Origin of the sequence: Anabaena sp. FACHB-1391, from assembly GCF_014696755.1 — a bacterium.
GTDB lineage: Bacteria > Cyanobacteriota > Cyanobacteriia > Cyanobacteriales > Nostocaceae > Dolichospermum > Dolichospermum planctonicum.
Map to the genome: position 1 here is coordinate 1 of NZ_JACJQS010000045.1, position 20,027 is coordinate 20,027.

Consider the following 20,027-nt stretch of genomic DNA (forward strand, 5'->3'; position numbering starts at 1 on the left):
CTGATGCAATCAAGGTAGCTTTTGAAGATCTGACGGAAGCAATAAAAAGCAAAAAGCCCTTGAAAAAACGCATAAAGAGAAATGTTTCTTCATGGTGCAAGGGGGTAGTTGCGAATGCTCTCAAACAAGTTTCAACCCGTGTAGGTTGCACGGTTGTTAGTGTTAATAGTGCATATACGTCACAACTTGACTCCAGATTTGCTACCTTAACGGGTAGTAGAAATGGTGACAAGTTTACCGGACATGATGGGGTCGTAATGCACTCAGATACTAATGCTGCTGACAATATTCTAGCAAGAATGAGTGATGTTGAAATCACTCGATACATGAAACATTCCGATGTGAAGAAAATCTTGTTAGAAAGAAGTCAGAAGTTTCGGGATTCCTTAATGGAAACCGAAGCGATAACGGGCAAGGATAAGCCCTAGACTCTAGAACCTGAAGTCAGGTCAATCAGAGAGCGAACTATCAGCAATTGACACTGTTTGACTTTGGTTAACTACGTTAGTTGTGTATCTCTACTTGAGTAGACTTGAGCTATTAGACAGGGAATTAATTCCCTGGCGGATTATGGGATAATCAGAAAGATGTGAATAAAAGACAAACATAAGTAATTATAGCAAAAATCCAACAGGCGATCGCCCCTTATTTTTTTATGTAAAATACATTAACCCCCATAACTTACCAAATAACCTCCTAAAACAAATGACTACCACACCCAACCAATACGAATATTCCTATCAAAATAGTCAAGCTGAACATCATCACAATTATTTGCTAAAACCACTTATGGAAATGATGTCAGAAATGCTACCCCACCGATAACAACCAAAAACCTCGGATTTTGGATATTGGTTGTGGTAATGGTAGCTTGAGCAATTTCCTAGCACAGCAGGGTTATGAAGTTGTTGGTGTTGAAGAATCTGAATCAGGTGTAAAATTGGCTAATCAAAGTTTTCCCAATTGTCGCTTTATTCAAGGTAGTATTTACGATTTACCATACTCCGAACTAGGAAACAACTTTGATATTGTGATTGCTGTTGAGGTAATTGAGCATTTATTTTATCCTAAAGAATTAGTCAGAAACGCTAAAAAATGCCTGAAACCCAATGGTGGGTTAATCCTAACCACACCCTATCATGGTTATCTAAAAAACCTAGTGATGGCTGCTACAGGGAAAATGGACAAGCATTTTACCGCTCTTTGGGATGGTGGTCATATCAAATTCTTTTCCGTACCAACTATGACGGCTTTACTTAAATCAGAGAACTATACAAATATCAAGTTTAAGTTTGCGGGTAGATTTCCCTATCTTTGGAAAACTATGTTGTGTTCTAGTACCATAGTTCAATAACAAGAATATATTTGAATATCCTAATGTTAGAACAAATTACTCCTCTCATCCTTACCTATAACGAAGAAAATAACATTAATCGTACCCTGGAAAAACTTAAATGGGCAAGTAAAATCATTGTTATTGACAGTTATAGCACAGATACAACATTAGAAATTTTGTCTGAATATCCTCAAGTAGAAGTATTTTCCAGGAAATTTGATACTCATGCTACTCAGTGGAACTATGGATTAGAAAAAGTTGCAACTGAGTGGGTTTTATCCTTAGATGCAGATTATATTGTCACTGATGCACTAATAACTGAAATAAAAAATCTATCTCCCAATTCTGGCATTGATGGCTATTTTGCTAAATTCAAATATTGTGTATTTGGTAAACCCTTACGAGGTACTATACTCCCTCCCCGTCAAATTCTTTTCCGTAAAGACAAAGCAATATATATTGATGACGGACATACTCAACTTTTAAAGAATCAAGGTAAATCTAGTCAATTATCAGCATACATCCACCACGACGATCGCAAACCATTGAGTCGTTGGTTATGGGCGCAAGATCGTTATATGGTAATTGAAAGTAAAAAACTTCTAGAAACACCAGAGCATGAACTTAGTATAGGCGATCGCCTTCGTAAACGCAAAATCCTCGCACCTTTAATAATTTTCATCTATTGTCTCATCCTCAAAGGTGGTATTCTCGACGGTTGGCATGGATGGTACTATACATTTCAGAGAGTTTTAGCAGAAATATTGCTGGCTATACATATAATAGAAGCAGAGAAAATAGATAATTAATTGGCTCAAATAACCTGCTCTTTATTGCTAGGAGTTAATCTGATGGTAAATACACTGGTTTTTGAAGTTTCCCAAGCAGAAGACGGGGGATTTGTTACTGAATGTCTCACCGAAGACATTTTTACCCAAGGAGATTCTTGGGAAGAACTCAAAGCCAATATTCGAGAAGCTGTTAAAGCTTTTTACTTTCAAGAATTGAACTTTCCAGTTATACACTTACATCTTGTCAAAAATGAAACTTTCTAACAATATTTTTGCTATATCAACTCTTAGATATATTTTGTCGCATCCTAACTGCCAAGACAAAAAAATCCAATCTGTTTTCAAATTTATGGGTTGGCAGTTCTATAAACGTCTAACTAACAAATATATTGATCATCAAGTTATTAACGGAGTCAAAATTCGCTGCTATCCTGATAGTCGTTCAGCTTCAGCAGTCCTATACTGTGGACTTTATGATTATCATGAAATGAATTTTCTGCTGAGATATTTACGTGCCGAAGATTCTTTTCTCGATATTGGTGCTAATATAGGCATATATACACTATTGGCTGCATCTAAAATCACATCTGGCACAATTTATAGTTTTGAGGTACTTCCTAAAAATTATGCTCGGTTGGAGGAAAATTTAAAGATAAATCATTTGCAGCAAGTGAAAACTTACCCATTAGCAGTATCTAACTTCACTGGAAGTACTGCTCTTAACCTTGCTGAAGGTGATTCCATGCCCTTTATTACAGCAGAACCTACTGATAATACAGTGGTAGTTGCCACTGATACGATTGATAATCTGCTCCAGCACGAATCTTTAAATAACCTCACGTTAGCAAAAATTGATATTGAAGGAGCAGAATTATTAGCCTTACAGGGGGCAACTTCTTTATTGCAAAAACAGCTTCCTTGCGTGTGGATTATGGAAATAAATGATTGTGTGAATAACTTTGGTTACCAACAAGACGACTTAATTAATTTCTTACAAGATTATGATTATGGTTTATATGAATATAATGCTGATAGGAACCAAATTATTCCCACCACGCTGAATCAGCAAAAAGGAAATAACTTCCTAGTAATCGCCAACTCTCTGCTTGACTTTGTCCGCGATCGCCTAAGCGCCTAAACAACTAAAATATTCCTTAGTATTATCAATACCTTTGTCAAAATAAGAGGTTCATTAGTGAGTGTCAACCCTGTAAAACCTCAGCAACAGTCAACTTCAAATCAGCAAATATAAGAGAACCAATTACCTGATCTCCCACATATACCTGCTCATCATAAAAACCCTCTACCCATTCCAATACTGTCACCTTTTGGGCAATGGGGTCAACAATCCAATATTCAGCAATTCCCCGTGCAGCATACTCAGAACGCTTGTAACGATAATCCCGATTTTCTTGATTTGGACTCACCACCTCAACCACCAACACAGGTGATGGCATATCCATTAAAATTAGAGAGCGTGTAGCCCCTTCCATAATCTGAGCTAACTCCTCAGAAAACACCACTAGATCAGGAACACGCACCCCAACTTGACGACTATTTACAACCATTTCCGTTTTCATACTCAACCGATAATATGGAATACCTAATTTTAGAAAACAGGCGACTAAAAACATCGCTATTCGACGATTTGTCTCACTTTCAAAAGCCATGGATATTAATTCTCCGTTTTCCAATTCATATAGAGCATCCGTACCATCGTCATAATTAAGAAATTCCTCAAAGGTCATCTTTTTAACCGTTGTAACTGTCATTGCTGTTCCTCCTATTGGCAATTTACGAAGGTAAACTTATAGTGCTGTATGCGGATTTCCCACAATAGGTGTGTACTATTAATGTACTATTAATTAGTAATAGCGAAGTGCTACTGTAAGCAAATCGCATCCGTAAAAAGAAAATCCTCGCACCTTAATAATCTTCATCTATGGTCTCATCCTCAAAGGTGCTATTATGGATTGTTGGCATGAATGGTACTATACATTTCAGTGAGTTTTATCATAACTATTTCTGAGTATACTTATAATAGAAGCAGAAAAAATAATATATTAAGCAATTACTTATGCGCTTAGATAATTACACACTTGGCAGTTATACACCTGGAGCGCCATACAGTCAACAAATTTTATGGTACTTCATTGGCTCACCCCTAGTGGAGAGTTATTGGCTGCCTATATCATCTATCAAAGTTTCCATACTGAGGCTGTTTGGTGCTACCATAGGTAAAGGTGTACGTATGAAAACAGGAGTAAAAATTAAATTTCCCTGGCGCTTGACCATTGGTAATCACGTTTGGATTGGAGAAGATACCTGGATTGATAATCTAGCTAATGTTACCATCGAAAATCATGTTTGTTTGTCCCAAGGAGTTTATCTCTGTACTGGTAATCATAACTGGAATCATCCCAACTTTGAACTAATTCCTGCTCCTATTTATATTCAAGAGGGTAGTTGGATAGCAGCAAAATCAGTCATCGGACCTGGTGTTACTATTGGACGAGGAGCAGTTTTAGCATTGGGTAGTGTCACAGGAAGATCCTTAGAGTCCAATATCGTCTACTCAGGAAATCCGGCTCAACCAATCAAAAAAAGGGCGGAATGGGAAAATTTAGCATCAGACACTAGCAAAAATTAGCGGAATGTGGGTTTTAAGTCATGCTTATTGGGGTTCTGAATTTTCTGAACCGCATATTGATATAATATGACCAATAGATTTTAGTAGTTATTGGTGATCAGCGTTAAAAATTGCTAAACTATGACTGATGAAGGTAGAAAACAGTTACATATCCCTGGTTATTCACCCGCAAAAAAGCTATGCTTGACCAACAAATTACAAACGACAAAAATTACGGGAGTAGTACGGCTCCTGTTTCTACTCCTGTTCCTACATTATTTTCAAATCCCACATTTTCCCAATTTTCAGAAGAGGCTAGTGATTTTAACCTCAAATCCCTTTTTGGTCTTTTACAGCGCCGAGCAATTATCATCATAGGAGTTGCTTCCGTTGCTATGGGTGGTGTTGTTTATACAACTTTTAAACAAGTACCAATTTATGAAAGCGGCTTCCAAATATTAGTTGAACCTGTTAATAGTGACTCTGAACTAGGCAAAATCGACGTAGGACTCGCTAATGTCCTTAAACCAGCCGGACTAGATTATGAGAGCCAAATTCAAGTTCTCCAAAGTCCAGAACTGCTGCGAGATTTTATTAAAGAAATCCAAAGATCTTATCCTGATATTAATTATTATACCCTTTTGGAAGGATTAACTATTCGTCGCTTGGGACAATCAAAAATAATCCAAGTTAGCTATAAAAGTGATAATAATCGAAAAACTAAACTTATACTAGATCCCCTGGCTGATTATTATTTAAAATATAGTCTCAACAAGCGGCAAACAAAGCTCCGTCAGGGAGTCCAATTTGTGGAGGCAAAACTACCTGAAATTCGAACTAGGCTAGGAGAGTTGCAAAAAGAAATGCAAGTGTTCCGCCAAAGATACAATTTTATTGATCCAGAAAACCAATCTGAAGTAATTTCTGGGCAAATTCAATCTTTGGCACAACAAAGACTAACCATAAATCAACAGTTAACCGCTGCCAGAGCTAATTATGACAGGCTACAGAGACGTGAAGAACAGTTAGCAATTCTCAATACTGCCCCTCTTTATCAAACCCTAATTGGTCAACAACGCCAATTAGACACCCAGCTATCTGGAGAATTAACTCGATTTCAACCGGATAACCCAGTTATCCGCACCTTACAAGAAAAAAGAGCCAACCTTTTACCTATTATTGAAGCAGAAGCCGCACGCACTATTAATATCAGAATATCTGAAGCTACGGATGTAATTAAGAAAATAGAAGTAGACAATCAATACATAGCACAAGTAGAAAGACAAGTGCAATTGAAATTAGACCAGTTGCCAGTTTTGTCTCGGCAATATACTGAAATCCTGCGGAATTTACAAATAGCCAATGAAAGTTTAAATCGCTTTTTAGCGGCTCGTGAACAACTGCAAATAGAAATAGCCCAAACAGAACTACCTTGGGAATTAATCCAAGCAGCTTTTCAGCCTCAATATCCAATTTCTCCAGATATTACCCGCAATTTAACGTTGGGATTTGTGGCTAGTTCTTTATTAGGCATAGGTGCTGCTTTTCTCCGGGAACAGACTGATAATACCTATCACGGTGTTGAAAATGTCCAGGATAAGATAGGACTGCCTTTATTAGGATCTCTTCCCTTTAATAAAAACTTAGTGCGGAATCCATCTTTAAACCTGACAAACATAGGTAAAGACCAAGAACCAGAAGTAGTTGTAGACCCTCTGATCGCCGGTGATGAAATATCTAACACTTCTGCTCGTCGCCGTTCCCGATCCAGCTATTATTATGGTCAAGGATCATTTTGGGAATCTTTACAAGTTTTATATAGTAATATTCAATTGCTTAATTCTGATCGACCAATTAAGTCTTTAGTTGTTTCCTCTGCTGTCCCCGGAGATGGTAAAAGTACGGTGGGATTTAGTCTGGCAAAAACAGCCGCTATTATGGGGAAAAAAGTATTACTTGTAGATTGTGACCTCCGCAAATCCAAGGTTCATAAACTAACACAATTAAATAATATCTGGGGAATAAGTAGTTTAATTTCTTCAGATATAGATGTCAACCAAGTAATTCAAGAAATGCCCGGACTTAATGATTTATCTGTGATTACCGCAGGTCCTCTACCACCTGATCCGGCGCGGTTGCTCTCATCAGATAAAATGGGTCAAATGATGGACTATTTCTCTGAGAATTTTGATTTAGTGATTTATGATTCTCCTCCCTTGTCAGGATTAGTAGATGCTAGACTGGTAGCAGTTCATACTGATGGTGTCATGCTAGTTGTGAGAATTGATAAAACAGATAAATCTGCCGTAAAGCAACTTATTGATACCCTAAAAGCATCTCCCATCAATTTACTAGGAGTAGTAGTTAACGGCGAGAAATTCCGAAGATTCGGATATAACTATAATTACAGATACAGTTCATATTACTATACTAAGAGTAAGAGGTAAATTACCGTCAATCGGTTGGCTAGGATGAGCGGAGTCTTTACCATTTACGGCAATTCATGATTGTGTGATTTCAAGAATTGCTGATAGGTGGTTTATCACCATAAATACAAGACTGAAAAAGCTCTTGTAGCGGCAGATAGATCAACTGTTAGCGTTGATATTAGCATCGGTAACTGTTAATCAACAATACAAGACCAATAACTAACAAAGCTTACTTATTGACAAGACATGGGCAGGAGGAGAATCGAACTCCTATGACCTCACGGTCGCCGCATTTTGAGTGCGGTGCGTCTACCAATTCCGCCACCCGCCCTTGGGTGTAACTTTCTTATTATAACCTATTTTTTGATTTTGGCAATAGGTATTGAGATTTTTTTTGAGAAATTTTTTAGTCAGCAATTGATGAATCAATATCCTCCAATCTGGGACATCCACTGAGTGCCATTGCTACCTTTAACTCATCCTCTAGTAGGGAGATGATATGAGATACACCAGTTTTTCCAGCCACTGCTAATCCCCATAACACAGGCCGGCCAATGAGTACAGCCTTTGCTCCCAGTGCTAAGGCTTTAAGTATGTCTGTGCCTCGACGAATCCCCCCATCTAACAAAATCTCTGCCCGTCCGTTTACTGCCGCTACAATTGGGGTTAGAGCATCCAGAGAAGCGATCGCCCCGTCTAATTGTCTACCGCCATGATTAGAAACAACAATTGCTTGAGCGCCATATTCCACAGCCCGAACCGCATCATCAGATCGTAAAATTCCTTTAACGACCACAGGTAGGGGGCTAATAGATTGTAACCATTGCAAGTCTTTCCAAGTGACTGCGGGGTTAATTTGCTCGCTAAAATAAGTCAATAAACCAGATTCTCCTTGTTCCTGGGGAATCTTTAAACCGGAGATATTGGTGAAATTACCAAGCTGTAAACCAGCAGGTAGGGTAAACTGATTAAGTTGGTCTCGTTCTCGTTTTCCCAACACGGGAGCATCTACGGTGAGACAAATCGCTTTGTAGCCCGCTCTATAGGCTCTTTCCACCAAAGCCCTAGTTAAACCCTGATCTTTGTGGATATAAAGTTGAAACCATTGTAAACCATTAGCGACAGTAGCTACTTCTTCTAAACTCTTATTAGCTAATGTACTCAACACCATACCTACACCAGTAATTTCCGCAGCTAAAGCTGTAGCATTTTCACCCTCTGGATGCGCCAGACACTGAAATGCCATGGGCGCGATTAACAGAGGTAATCGCAAATATGCCCCTAAAATCTTGGTAGTTAAGTTAACTTCACTAACATCTACTAGCATTCTTGGATGAAGTTTAACTCTTGCAAACGCGGCGCGATTATCTTGCAGCGTAATTTCATCCCATGCACCACTACTATAATAATCAAAAGCCATCTGGGAAAGATGCTCTTTTGCCAGTTGTTCGTATGCGAATAAATTAATCGGTGATAGATTCATGTTGCGTAAAGGTAATTTATCTAGCAAGATCAGTTTCAAAACCTAAGATATAACCTACCAATTACGCCAACCTCCTGGGGATGCAGTTTCGTCCCGATGATTAATACTGTGACTTTCCACTAATTTTTGGTACTCTAGACTACTCGCCCACCGATCAATTTCTCGCGCCCGCAATACGGGGACAGGGTGGCTTAATTGGGCTGTGCGGGCAGATTTCACCATTTCCCCCAATTCCGTTTTGCTAATGTCATCATAGGCACGAGCTTGGTCAATAAAAGCATCTAAATTCAATCGGGGTGCTAAACTGGGAGAACCACCGGCTAACTTCATTAATACTGACATGACTATTTTAGGGTCTTGGGTGGCTAACAAAGCGGCACGATCACAGGTAAACTCAGCACAACGTATCCATTCTAATAATTGTGACTGCATAGCTTGTGCTAACACAGTGCCAATATTTGGCACAAATGCAGCCGCTAAAATGAGTAAATTCACGGGCGTTAAATACAGGCTGTGATCGCATTTGAGATGACCTAATTCATGGGCAATTACAGCCTGTATTTCTGCTGGTGTCAATATCTCAATTAAGGATGTGTGGATAACCACAAAAGGCTGTTTACCCCGCATAGCAAAGGTATAAGCATTAGGGGCTGGATGTTGACGCACATATAATTGAGGCGGATCAATGTCAAGAATTTGACAAGCTTCTAATAATAATTTGTGTAATTCTGGAAGTTGTTTTTCTCCTACTAAAATACTAGAAGCGATATTTTCTACATAAAAAACCTGTTCAGCCATTGGACCGAGCCAATTTCTCACCATCATATCTAAACCAGGGATTTGCTTGAGGGTTTTAGTAGCTTCCAAGTCTAGAGGATGACGGAACGAGTCAGCTTTTAAACCAATTAGTGAGCTTTTAAATAAGTCCATAGTTTAATAAAAAAATAAAAAAGGAAATGTAGGTTGGTTGTAGGTTGGGTTGAGCGACAGCAAAACCCAACATTGTCAACGATTTTGCTAGGTTTACTTGAGTCAAACCAACCTACGATATAACGACTTTTTAGCCTTAACCGAGGAGTATTATGTTGATTTTCGTGCTTTTAACTTACCTGCGCTTCCGCAAGACCTACGGGACAAGCTACATTAGTACCACCTAAACCACAATAACCACCGGGATTTTTGGCTAAATATTGCTGATGGTATTCTTCAGCATAGTAAAATTCAGGTGCATCTAATATCTCTGTGGTAATTGTACCATAACCTGCATCCTTGAGAGCTAATTGATAAACATTTCGTGATGTTTCTGCTAGTTGTTTTTGATTTTCAGAATAGACGTAAATTCCCGAACGGTATTGAGTACCAGTGTCGTTACCTTGACGCATTCCTTGGGTGGGGTTGTGGCTTTCCCAGAAGACTTTCAAGAGTTGGGAATAAGTAATTATTTTCGGTTCAAATACAACTAACACCACTTCATTATGACCCGTCATACCGCTACATACTTCTTGGTAAGTGGGGTTGGGTGTGTAACCAGCAGCATAACCTACTGCCGTAGTGTAAACTCCTGATAATTGCCAAAATTTGCGTTCTGCACCCCAAAAACAGCCTAAACCAAACATAGCAGTTTCTAATCCCTGGGGAAAAGGTGCTTTGAGGGGATTTTTGTTCACATAATGAAGTGCTGGTACTCGCATTACTTCGTCCCGTCCTGGCAGTGCTTGCTCGGATGTTGGCATAGCTGATTTTTTTCCAAATCCAAATATTCCCATTGTTTTTAATTTGTATTAATGATTGCGATGCTTCTTGATTATAAAACTAAATACTTTGGGAGTTTCAAAACACCTCTTAGTTAGAGTGTGATCATCAATGATGTTTTTTGTCAATACTTTAGGACTTACTCACAAGTTACAGGATAAATAAAACATCCCAGGCACAGATATCAAAAATGGGGGTTTAGGGAGGTATATTTGGCGTAAATCCTCACCACAAATAATACATTTGCCCAAAATCCCCCTATCCGTTAAAATCAGAAATGCTGCGTTACCCGTAATTATGTCCAACTCCCAAGTCAGTGCTGCTGTTGCGAAACTCTATGATACCTACCCTTTCCCTCCAGAACCCATTCTAGATCAACCACCACCAGGTTATAATTGGCGCTGGAATTGGTTAGCTGCTTACAATTTTTGTACCGGGAGAAAACCCGAAAATCAACATATCCGTATTTTAGATGCTGGTTGTGGTTCAGGGGTAGGAACAGAATATTTAGTACATCTTAACCCCCATGCACAGGTAGTAGGCATAGATTTAAGTGCGGGAACTTTAGAAGTAGCAAAAAAACGCTGTCAAAGCTCCGGTGCTGACCGTGTAGAATTTCATCATCTGAGTATCTATGATGTTGAACAGATACCAGGACAATTTGATCTAATTAATTGCGTTGGTGTGCTTCATCATTTACCCGATCCTATTCCTGGTATTCAAGCATTAGCGAAAAAACTTGCCCCAGGTGGATTAATGCACATCTTTGTCTATGGAGAAATAGGAAGATGGGAAATACAACTAATGCAACAAGCGATCGCACTTCTCCAAGGTAACAAACGTGGTGACTATCAAGATGGTGTTCACATTGGTAGAAAAATCTTTGCTTCTTTACCAGAAAATAACCGTATTGTCAAGCGCGAACAAGAAAGATGGTCATTAGAAAATCAGCGGGATGAATGTTTTGCTGATATGTACGTACATCCCCAGGAAACTGATTACAATATTGATACATTATTTACATTAATAGACGCTTCTGGCTTAGACTTTGTAGGCTTCTCAAATCCTAGTTTTTGGCAATTGGAAAATTTGTTAGAAAAAGCACCGGAGTTAATTGAGCGAGCAGCAGAACTCACCGAACGTCAACGGTACAGATTAGTAGAATTATTGAATCCAGAAGTAGCACATTATGAATTTTTTCTCAGTCGTCCTCCCTTACCCAAAACCGATTGGTCAGCAGATAACTTATTAGCAGCTATTCCCGAACTTAACCCCTGTATAGATGGTTTTCCCAGTCAATGTATATTTAACTATGATTATCAAATTGTTAACTTATCACCAGCAGAATTAGAATTTATGCAAAACTGTGATAGTATATCTACCGTAGCCGAGATTTTAACCAAAGTCCAGTTTGGGTTAGATGGAGTGAGAAATCTTTGGAAACAACATCTTATTTTACTGACACCCGGTTAAGTAGAAGAAAACCAAATTTGGGGAAGTTCATCTACATCTTCCACTAAAAAATCTCGATACACCCAGATTCGAGAAGCTTTGTAGAGATCACTAAGAATAGGTTTTAATACACCATTTTTATCCCAAGGTTGAAGATCAGAATCTAGTTCACAGAAGCCGACCCATGAATATCCTTGTTGTTGCAAATCCTCAGCCCTGACAAGGATTGCAGCCAGTACAGCCATATCATAAGGTTTTAGGGAAGTATCCATTGCACCAATAGAAACTTGCCTTTCCAGCATAGACTCTGAAAGTGGAAAAACATTCAAATTTGGATGTTTAGCTAATGAAATCAATCTTTCTGGAACTTTGGTTAGTTCATTAGCAACTAATCCATCAAACTGATTAAATACTCGAAACGCTGCATTGGCATCTTCTGTAGTCAGTTTCCCTGCTGTTTTAGCCCATTTGACAAATTTACGTAAATCTTCAGAACGAGAGCGTGGAGTGAATCGTCGGGGTATAGTTTCACGCGCTTCTGTTAGGCAGATAGCAGGTAGATATAACTCAAACTCTCCAGCTTCCGCTAGTGAAAGCAATTGAGATGCTTGTTGACTCTGTAAATGTGCAGGTGCAACAATATCTACCACCCAGTTTGTTTCGACAAAAACCGCTTGAGGCTTCATTTTACAAATTTACTCCACGCCCTAGGTCCACCAGCCCTGATTTCACCAAGTCGCAGAAGATTGATTATCCGGCCACCAAACAAATTTCTCAAATCATCTGGTAAACTGTCTGTACTGGTTTGAAGTTTCAATTTCTCTAGCCATCGCTGAACTTGTGATTCAAACTCAAGGTAAGGGTTTCCCTGCCATTGCTCATCTGCTGGTGGTAATAAGTAATTTGGAAGCTTTGCTTCACCAACTACGCGAATTGATGAACCATGAGAGTCATCAAAAGAATCCTGGAGGACAATAACACGCTCTCCTGCCACAAGTAAGCCAATGGAGCAACCAAATTCAATCATTAAGCGTTCAAGCTGATTCATACCATATTGACGTTGCTTGCTAACATCATTGGATTTTACTTCAACAATAATCAAATATTCTCCATCTGGACTGGTGACAATAATATCTGGATGTGATATTTTTTCCATAGAAATGTCGAATTTTAATTCATGAAAAGCTGTGATGGTAAATCTACCGTAGCAGAGATTTTAACCAAAGTCCAGTTTGGGTTAGATGGAGTCAGAAATCTTTGCAAACAACATCTCATTTTACTGACACCCGGTTAAGTATAATGGCGTAATTTAATTGCTAATTTAGCGATCGCTCTTTAAGAAATTATTGAGAGTGATCGGCTAAAATCATTTATTGCTATTTATGTCTATTGAGGAGACACTAGGAAAACCCTCCATAGTTCTGCCACATTGGCGGATATTTTAACCTAAGTCGAGCTAGACTTAAACCGAGTCAGACACCTTTGCCAACAACAACTACTCTTACTGATCCCCGCCGCATAAAAAATAAGTAAGAAATGATGCTGTCACCACTGACCAAAAATAAGTTAATTGTTTTTTTCTAAAGTATTGTTACCGCGACGTGATATGATTTGGCTGACTGGATGTGCGGTCATCATATTTAAACTGTACTAGTTTCAAATGCCGTGAGCTTGTCAGACGAACCAATTACGCCCAATCAGACAGCACAACAAGATGAGAAATCTGGTTTTGAGGACACAAAACCAGTCTACGCCTCCATGGAGGAGTTTTATCAACTCTATCGAGAGTTGATATTGATCACACTTGTTTTAACAGGGATAATCTTTATCTCCGTCTGGATTGCTTATTCACCAAACATTGCTCTAAATTATTTATTAGGGGCGTGTGCAGGTGTGCTTTACTTGAGGATGTTGGCGAAAGATGTTGAAAGGTTAGGAAGGGAAAAACAAGAACTGAGCAAAACTCGGTTAGCCTTGTTAGTAGTGCTGATTCTCCTGGCATCACGGTTGAATCAACTGCATATACTACCCATATTCTTGGGATTTCTGACCTACAAAGCCACACTCATCATCTATGTAGTTAGGTTAGCGCTAATCTCTGACTCATCCACGCTCCGGCAACCTTAAAACGCTCCTCTTCTCCAGGTAAAATTGGAGAAACGATTGAATTGGAAAGAAAATGCTGAATTTTCTGAATGTCTACTCCCTTCCGCTTGCTGAATTGGAAGTGGGTAAGCACCTGTACTGGCAAATAGGCAACTTGAAGCTACATGGTCAGGTGTTTCTCACATCTTGGTTTGTTATTGGCGTACTCGTCCTAGCTTCCGTCTTGGCCAGTAGTAACGTCAAAAGGATTCCTAGTGGCTTACAAAACTTGATGGAGTACGCCCTAGAATTTATTCGAGATTTGGCCAAAAACCAGATTGGCGAGAAAGAATATCGCCCCTGGGTGCCGTTCGTAGGCACTTTGTTTTTGTTCATTTTTGTGTCAAATTGGTCAGGGGCACTAGTTCCTTTTAAGTTAATTCATCTGCCAGAGGGCGAACTGACAGCACCCACAAGCGACATTAACACAACTGTTGCCTTAGCGTTGTTGACATCGTTAGCGTATTTTTATGCAGGATTCAGCAAAAAGGGTTTAGGTTATTTCGGTAACTATGTGCAACCAGTTTCCTTCATGTTGCCATTCAAGATTATTGAAGATTTCACAAAACCCCTGTCCCTAAGCTTCCGTTTATTCGGTAACATCTTAGCTGATGAACTAGTCGTGGGAGTGCTGGTACTATTAGTACCCTTGTTCGTGCCTCTGCCAGTAATGGCTTTGGGACTATTTACCAGCGCCATTCAAGCACTAATTTTTGCCACCCTCGCAGCAGCCTATATCGGCGAAGCGATGGAAGATCATCATGGCGAAGAGCATGAGGGAGAACACTAAACCCCCTCAGATGAAAACAGTCAGCCATTAGCGGCAACAGGAAACAGGTGACGGTTAACAGGTGACAGAAATTAATCATCTAAAAACTGACAACTGACAACTGACCACTTACCACTGACAAATACAACACCCAACCGTATCTCTAAAAGTAAGGAAAGAATATCATGGATTCATTAGTTGCTGCTGCTTCCGTTATCGCCGCTGCTCTAGCTGTAGGTTTAGCTGCAATCGGCCCCGGTATTGGTCAAGGTAATGCAGCAGGACAAGCTGTAGAAGGTATTGCTCGTCAACCAGAAGCTGAAGGCAAAATTCGCGGTACATTGCTATTAAGTTTGGCGTTCATGGAAGCTTTAACCATCTACGGTCTAGTAGTTGCTCTAGTGCTACTGTTTGCTAACCCCTTCGCATAATCACAACTGAGTTCTGACTGCGGGCGTGAGCAATCATGTCTGAACAGAAAGTTATGAATTTATACTCATAACTGATGAAATGACTAGTCCACGTAAGCTATCAGAACTCAGCATTAACATTAATGTAGATAGGAATAAGCAATCATGACACACTGGATCACCTTATTGGCCGTGGAAGAAGTTGCCAAGGAAGGGGGACTGTTTGATCTAGATGCTACTCTGCCCTTAATGGCAATCCAGTTTCTAGTATTAGCCCTGATATTGAACGCAACTCTTTACAAGCCCTTGGGTAATGCGATTGATGGCCGGAATGAATATATCCGTACCAATAATTTAGAAGCCCAAGAACGCTTATCAAAAGCCCAAGCATTAGCCCAGCAATACGAACAAGAGCTTGCTCAAAGCAGAAGACAAGCTCAAGCAATTGTTGCTCAAGCCCAAGCCGAAGCCCAAAAAATCGCTGCTCAAAACATCGCCGCAGCGCAACAAGAAGCCCAGGTACAGCGAGAAAAAGCAGCCAGTGAAATTGAGCAGCAAAAACAACAGGCTCTAGCTTCCTTGGAAACACAAGTAGATGCTCTCAGTCGCCAAATCCTAGAGAAGCTGTTAGGTGCTGATTTAGTAAGTCAACGCTAACTTGTGAAAACGGTCATTGGTCATGGGTGATTAGTAGTCATTAGTTATTGGTATTGAAAACAACTAACAAATGACGACTGACAACGGACGACTGACAAAAAATTTGGAAAATTGGCAGCGCAGTTAGTGGATAAAGAATCATGGGGACTTTTTTACTGTTGATGACGGAAGCCAGCGCCGTCGGAGGTGAATTGGCACTAAGCAAGGGAGAAAGTGGGTTTAGTCTAAATACCAATATTTTAGATACTAACCTGATTAACCTGGCTATTATTATTACTGTGTTGGTTGTATTTGGCAGCAAGGTTTTGGGTAGTACCTTAAAATCTCGCCGAGAAAATATTGAATCAGCAATTAAGAGTGCAGAGCAGAAGGTAGCAGAAACCGCAGCCAAATTGAAAGAGGCACAGCAAAAGCTGGAACTTGCTCAAGGAGAAGCTCAAAGAATCAAACAAACAGCCGAATTAAACGCCCAGACGGCTAAAGATGCAATTTTAGCCCAATCCGCTGTAGATATTCAACGGATGCAAGAAGCAGGAGCGGCTGATTTGAATTCTGAACTAGAAAGAGTGATAACTCAACTAAGACAAAAAGTAGTCTTACAAGCACTACAAAAAGTTGAAGGACAACTCAAAGCTGGTATTAGCGACGATGCTCAACAGGCTTTAATTGCTCGTAGCATCGCACAACTGGGAGGCGAGATATGAAAAGTAATGCAGCAGCAGCTGAAATATCCCAGCCTTATGCACAGGCACTATTGTCCATTGCTCAGTCTCAAAACTCAACAGAAGAAATTGGGACAGATGCCAGAACTTTTCTGGGTTTATTAACAGGTAGCCAAGAACTGAATAACTTTTTGGCCAATCCCTTTGTGAAACCAGAGAACAAAAAAAATCTGCTCAAACAATTACTTGGAGAAGGTGTAAGCCCATACCTGCGTAATTTTTTACTGCTGTTAGTTGACAGAAGACGCATTGCCTTCAGTGAACCAATTTTACAGCAGTATCTAGTGCTATTACGCCAGTTAAATCAAACTGTATTGGCGGAAATTACCTCTGCTGTTCCTCTGACAGAAAGCCAACAGCAAGCAATTACAGAAAAGGTAATTACGCTTACCAAAGCTGCAAAAGTAGAATTAGCTACCAAAATAGACAGCGACTTAATTGGTGGTGTAATTATCAAAGTTGGTTCTCAAGTGATTGACGCTAGTTTGCGTGGTCAACTACGTCGTCTCTCTTTGCGTTTAAGCAGTAACTAAATGGGTAATAGGTAATAGGTAATGGGTAATGGGTAAAATTTTCCCCCATCACCAATCACCAATCACCAATTATCATTAACTTCTTTGTGAAACTAATTAGCACGACAAATGAGCATTTCCATTAGACCAGACGAAATCAGCAGCATTATCCAACAACAAATCGAGCAATACGACCAAGAGGTTAAAGTTGCTAACGTTGGTACAGTGTTACAAGTTGGTGACGGGATTGCCCGGATTTATGGCTTGGAAAAAGCTATGGCTGGGGAACTCCTAGAATTTGAAGATGGCACCATTGGTATCGCCCAAAACTTAGAAGAAGATAACGTCGGTGCGGTATTGATGGGTCAAGGTCGGGACATTCAAGAAGGTAGCTCCGTCACCGCTACCGGTAAAATCGCCCAAGTAGCTGTGGGTGAAGCTTTAATTGGTCGGGTTGTAGATGCTTTAGGTCGTCCCATTGATGGTAAAGGTGATCTCAAAACCACCGAAAGTCGGTTAATTGAATCCCCCGCCCCTGGTATTATCGCTCGTCGCTCCGTCCATGAACCGATGCAAACAGGGATCACCGCTATTGATTCCATGATTCCCGTCGGCCGTGGTCAACGGGAATTAATCATTGGTGACCGACAAACCGGGAAAACAGCGATCGCTATTGATACCATCATTAACCAAAAGGGTGAAGATGTTGTTTGCGTTTACGTGGCTGTCGGTCAAAAAGCTTCCACCGTTGCTAACGTAGTCCAAACCTTACAAGAAAAAGGCGCTATGGACTACACCGTAGTTGTAGCTGCTAACGCCAGTGACCCAGCTACTTTACAATACTTAGCTCCCTACACCGGTGCTAGTATCGCTGAGTATTTCATGTACAAAGGCAAAGCAACCTTAATTATTTACGATGACCTTTCTAAGCAAGCACAGGCTTACCGTCAAATGTCCTTGCTGTTGCGTCGTCCACCCGGTCGGGAAGCATATCCTGGAGATGTATTCTACATCCACTCCCGCTTATTAGAACGCGCTGCTAAATTGAGCGACGAATTGGGTAAAGGTAGTATGACTGCTTTACCAATTATCGAAACCCAAGCTGGTGACGTATCCGCATATATTCCTACCAACGTAATTTCTATTACTGACGGTCAGATTTTCTTGTCTTCTGACTTGTTTAACTCTGGTATCCGTCCCGCTGTTAACCCCGGTATCTCTGTATCCCGCGTAGGTTCTGCGGCTCAAACCAAAGCCATGAAAAAAGTTGCTGGGAAAATTAAACTGGAATTGGCTCAGTTTGATGACTTACAAGCTTTCGCTCAATTCGCTTCTGATTTAGATAAAGCTACTCAAGATCAGTTGGCTCGTGGTGCGCGTTTACGGGAATTGTTAAAACAGCCTCAAAACGACCCTCTTTCCGTCGCTGAACAAGTAGCAGTTCTTTACGCTGGTATTAATGGTTATTTAGATGACATTGCAGTTAATCAAGTAACTACCTTTGTTAGAGGTTTACGTGATTACCTGAAGAATGTTAATACCGCTTATTACCAAGGCGTACAAGGAACAAAAGTTCTCGGTGATGCAGAAGAAACTGCTTTGAAAGCAGCGCTAACCGAGTTCAAAAAGACCTTCCAAGCAGCAGCGTAAAAATTTTGGATTTTGGATTTTGGATTTTGGATTAAATAGACTCGTCCCGAAATTAAATATCAGCCCATAGAATACAGGGATTTGATGTTTTTTGCAGATGAGTCTCATCTAAAATCCGAAATTCCGAATCTAAAATCTAAAATCTAAAATCTAAAATCGGATTATGGCTAATCTCAAATCAATACGTGATCGCATTCAGTCGGTCAAAAACACCAAGAAAATCACGGAAGCTATGCGGCTTGTTGCAGCGGCCAGGGTTCGTCGCGCTCAAGAACAGGTAATTGCTACCCGTCCCTTTGCTGACCGTTTAGCACAAGTATTATTTGGCTTACAAACCAGACTGCGTTTTGAAGATGTGGACTTACCCCTACTGAAAAAACGCGAAGTTAAATCAGTCGGCTTGTTAGTAATTACGGGCGATCGCGGTTTATGTGGTGGTTACAACAGTAACGTCATCCGTCGCGCTGAGAACCGTGCCAAAGAACTTCAAGCTGAAGGTATAGACTATACTTATGTATTAGTCGGACGTAAGGCTACCCAATACTTTCAACGCCGGAATCAGCCTATTGATGCTACCTACAGCGGTTTAGAACAAATTCCTACCGCCGCCGAAGCGACCAATATCGCTGATGAACTGCTTTCTCTATTCCTTTCTGAAAAAGTAGACCGGATTGAGCTAGTTTATACAAAATTTGTCTCCTTGGTTAGTTCTCGTCCTGTAGTCCAAACCCTTCTCCCTTTGGATACCCAGGGTTTAGAAGCAGCGGATGATGAAATTTTCCGTTTAACTACCCGTGGTGGTCAATTCCAAGTAGAACGGGAAAAGGTAACTAGTACAGTTGCTCCTTTACCCCGCGATATGATTTTTGAACAAGATCCAGTCCAAATCCTGGATTCTTTGTTGCCGTTATATCTGAGCAATCAGTTATTACGGGCATTACAAGAATCAGCGGCTAGTGAACTAGCAGCACGGATGACAGCGATGAGTAACGCTAGTGATAACGCGGGTGAGTTGATTAAAACTCTATCTTTGTCTTACAACAAAGCTCGTCAAGCCGCAATTACCCAGGAACTACTGGAAGTTGTCGGTGGTGCAGAAGCGTTGACTTAATTTGGTAATTGGTGATTGGTAATTGGTATAGGGATTCTCCATTCAGTGAGATACAAGAACCCCACCCTCAACCCCCTCCCCGCTTGCGAGGAGGGGATTATGATGTATGTCATGTAATTATAGCTGTAGCCAGGTTAATTAGGACACTGCTTCCACCACACAAATTTGGCTTGTTGTTT

General features: G+C 40.2%; 21 protein-coding genes, 1 tRNA gene and 1 pseudogene. 16 read left to right on the forward strand and 7 right to left on the reverse strand.

Features of this window, described 5'->3' with window-relative positions:
• The 5 genes and pseudogenes from H6F62_RS17690 to H6F62_RS17710 all read left to right on the forward strand — a co-directional run.
• Window positions 1–428, forward strand: a pseudogene (locus tag H6F62_RS17690) (addiction module component); the annotation flags it as partial.
• Between the two features lie 416 nt (window positions 429–844).
• Entirely contained in the window at window positions 845–1,354 is a 510-nt protein-coding gene (locus H6F62_RS17695) for a class I SAM-dependent methyltransferase (protein WP_242026063.1), read from the forward strand.
• Between the two features lie 23 nt (window positions 1,355–1,377).
• Window positions 1,378–2,145 carry a glycosyltransferase family 2 protein gene (locus H6F62_RS17700; RefSeq protein ID WP_190372598.1) on the forward strand — a complete coding sequence of 256 codons (768 nt, stop codon included), beginning with the start codon at window positions 1,378–1,380 and terminating at the stop codon, window positions 2,143–2,145.
• Between the two features lie 42 nt (window positions 2,146–2,187).
• Window positions 2,188–2,391: a 2-phospho-L-lactate guanylyltransferase gene (locus H6F62_RS17705; protein WP_190372599.1), complete on the forward strand. Its 204-nt coding sequence runs from the start codon at window positions 2,188–2,190 to the stop codon at window positions 2,389–2,391.
• Window positions 2,392–2,476: 85 nt separating this feature from the next.
• Window positions 2,477–3,265 (forward strand): FkbM family methyltransferase, encoded by a 789-nt coding sequence (locus H6F62_RS17710; RefSeq protein WP_190372600.1) that lies wholly within the window; start codon window positions 2,477–2,479, stop codon window positions 3,263–3,265.
• Between the two features lie 64 nt (window positions 3,266–3,329).
• On the opposite strand, the gene H6F62_RS17715 is transcribed toward H6F62_RS17710, so the two are convergent.
• A complete protein-coding gene (locus H6F62_RS17715; protein ID WP_190372601.1) occupies window positions 3,330–3,899 on the reverse strand; it encodes a Uma2 family endonuclease in 570 nt (189 codons plus the stop codon).
• A 305-nt stretch (window positions 3,900–4,204) separates the two neighbouring features.
• On the opposite strand from H6F62_RS17715, the gene H6F62_RS17720 reads away from it, so the two are divergent.
• Together H6F62_RS17720 and H6F62_RS17725 are read left to right on the forward strand one after the other, a co-directional pair.
• A complete protein-coding gene (locus H6F62_RS17720) occupies window positions 4,205–4,777 on the forward strand; it encodes a WcaF family extracellular polysaccharide biosynthesis acetyltransferase (RefSeq protein ID WP_137906365.1) in 573 nt (190 codons plus the stop codon).
• A gap of 179 nt (window positions 4,778–4,956) precedes the next feature.
• On the forward strand, window positions 4,957–7,203 hold the full coding sequence (locus H6F62_RS17725) for a polysaccharide biosynthesis tyrosine autokinase (RefSeq protein WP_190372602.1): 2,247 nt from the start codon (window positions 4,957–4,959) through the stop codon (window positions 7,201–7,203).
• A gap of 229 nt (window positions 7,204–7,432) precedes the next feature.
• Here the strand turns inward: H6F62_RS17725 and H6F62_RS17730 are convergent.
• The 4 genes from H6F62_RS17730 to msrA form a co-directional block, all read right to left on the reverse strand.
• A tRNA-Leu gene (locus H6F62_RS17730) sits at window positions 7,433–7,516 on the reverse strand.
• Between the two features lie 75 nt (window positions 7,517–7,591).
• Window positions 7,592–8,668 (reverse strand): alpha-hydroxy acid oxidase, encoded by a 1,077-nt coding sequence (locus H6F62_RS17735; RefSeq protein ID WP_190372603.1) that lies wholly within the window; start codon window positions 8,666–8,668, stop codon window positions 7,592–7,594.
• A gap of 54 nt (window positions 8,669–8,722) precedes the next feature.
• The gene (locus tag H6F62_RS17740; protein ID WP_190372604.1) at window positions 8,723–9,598 is read right to left on the reverse strand and encodes a M48 family metallopeptidase; all 876 of its coding nucleotides are present in this window, start codon (window positions 9,596–9,598) and stop codon (window positions 8,723–8,725) included.
• 170 nt (window positions 9,599–9,768) lie between these two features.
• Window positions 9,769–10,434 carry a peptide-methionine (S)-S-oxide reductase MsrA gene (gene msrA / locus H6F62_RS17745; protein WP_190372605.1) on the reverse strand — a complete coding sequence of 222 codons (666 nt, stop codon included), beginning with the start codon at window positions 10,432–10,434 and terminating at the stop codon, window positions 9,769–9,771.
• 283 nt (window positions 10,435–10,717) lie between these two features.
• Here msrA and H6F62_RS17750 point away from each other — a divergent pair, with 283 nt between their 5' ends.
• Window positions 10,718–11,893, forward strand: coding sequence for a class I SAM-dependent methyltransferase (locus H6F62_RS17750; protein ID WP_190372606.1), 1,176 nt, complete (start codon window positions 10,718–10,720; stop codon window positions 11,891–11,893).
• Here the strand turns inward: H6F62_RS17750 and H6F62_RS17755 are convergent.
• Both H6F62_RS17755 and H6F62_RS17760 read right to left on the reverse strand, forming a co-directional pair.
• Window positions 11,890–12,558: a hypothetical protein gene (locus H6F62_RS17755; RefSeq protein WP_137906359.1), complete on the reverse strand. Its 669-nt coding sequence runs from the start codon at window positions 12,556–12,558 to the stop codon at window positions 11,890–11,892. The genes H6F62_RS17750 and H6F62_RS17755 overlap by 4 nt on opposite strands.
• Window positions 12,555–13,028 (reverse strand): type I restriction enzyme HsdR N-terminal domain-containing protein, encoded by a 474-nt coding sequence (locus H6F62_RS17760; protein WP_137906358.1) that lies wholly within the window; start codon window positions 13,026–13,028, stop codon window positions 12,555–12,557. The genes H6F62_RS17755 and H6F62_RS17760 overlap by 4 nt, the downstream gene beginning before the upstream one ends.
• Window positions 13,029–13,537: 509 nt before the next feature.
• Between H6F62_RS17760 and H6F62_RS17765 the strand changes: the two genes are divergently transcribed.
• The 8 genes from H6F62_RS17765 to H6F62_RS17800 all read left to right on the forward strand — a co-directional run bounded on the left by H6F62_RS17765 (window position 13,538) and on the right by H6F62_RS17800 (window position 19,848).
• Window positions 13,538–13,999, forward strand: a complete 462-nt coding sequence (locus H6F62_RS17765; protein ID WP_137906357.1) for an ATP synthase subunit I — start codon at window positions 13,538–13,540, stop codon at window positions 13,997–13,999.
• A 52-nt stretch (window positions 14,000–14,051) separates the two neighbouring features.
• On the forward strand, window positions 14,052–14,807 hold the full coding sequence (gene atpB, locus H6F62_RS17770; RefSeq protein ID WP_028091266.1) for a F0F1 ATP synthase subunit A: 756 nt from the start codon (window positions 14,052–14,054) through the stop codon (window positions 14,805–14,807).
• Between the two features lie 164 nt (window positions 14,808–14,971).
• Window positions 14,972–15,217 (forward strand): ATP synthase F0 subunit C, encoded by a 246-nt coding sequence (gene atpE, locus H6F62_RS17775; RefSeq protein ID WP_137906356.1) that lies wholly within the window; start codon window positions 14,972–14,974, stop codon window positions 15,215–15,217.
• Window positions 15,218–15,361: 144 nt separating this feature from the next.
• Window positions 15,362–15,853: a F0F1 ATP synthase subunit B' gene (locus H6F62_RS17780; protein WP_137906355.1), complete on the forward strand. Its 492-nt coding sequence runs from the start codon at window positions 15,362–15,364 to the stop codon at window positions 15,851–15,853.
• A 140-nt stretch (window positions 15,854–15,993) separates the two neighbouring features.
• Complete coding sequence (locus H6F62_RS17785) at window positions 15,994–16,557, forward strand: F0F1 ATP synthase subunit B (RefSeq protein ID WP_137906354.1); 564 nt, start codon at window positions 15,994–15,996, stop codon at window positions 16,555–16,557.
• Window positions 16,554–17,108 carry an ATP synthase F1 subunit delta gene (gene atpH / locus H6F62_RS17790; protein ID WP_137906353.1) on the forward strand — a complete coding sequence of 185 codons (555 nt, stop codon included), beginning with the start codon at window positions 16,554–16,556 and terminating at the stop codon, window positions 17,106–17,108. Before H6F62_RS17785 ends, atpH begins: the two co-directional genes overlap by 4 nt.
• Window positions 17,109–17,216: 108 nt before the next feature.
• Window positions 17,217–18,737 carry a F0F1 ATP synthase subunit alpha gene (atpA, locus tag H6F62_RS17795; protein ID WP_028084038.1) on the forward strand — a complete coding sequence of 507 codons (1,521 nt, stop codon included), beginning with the start codon at window positions 17,217–17,219 and terminating at the stop codon, window positions 18,735–18,737.
• A 163-nt stretch (window positions 18,738–18,900) separates the two neighbouring features.
• Window positions 18,901–19,848, forward strand: a complete 948-nt coding sequence (locus H6F62_RS17800; RefSeq protein WP_137906352.1) for a F0F1 ATP synthase subunit gamma — start codon at window positions 18,901–18,903, stop codon at window positions 19,846–19,848.
• The last annotated feature ends 179 nt before the right edge of the window (window positions 19,849–20,027 follow it).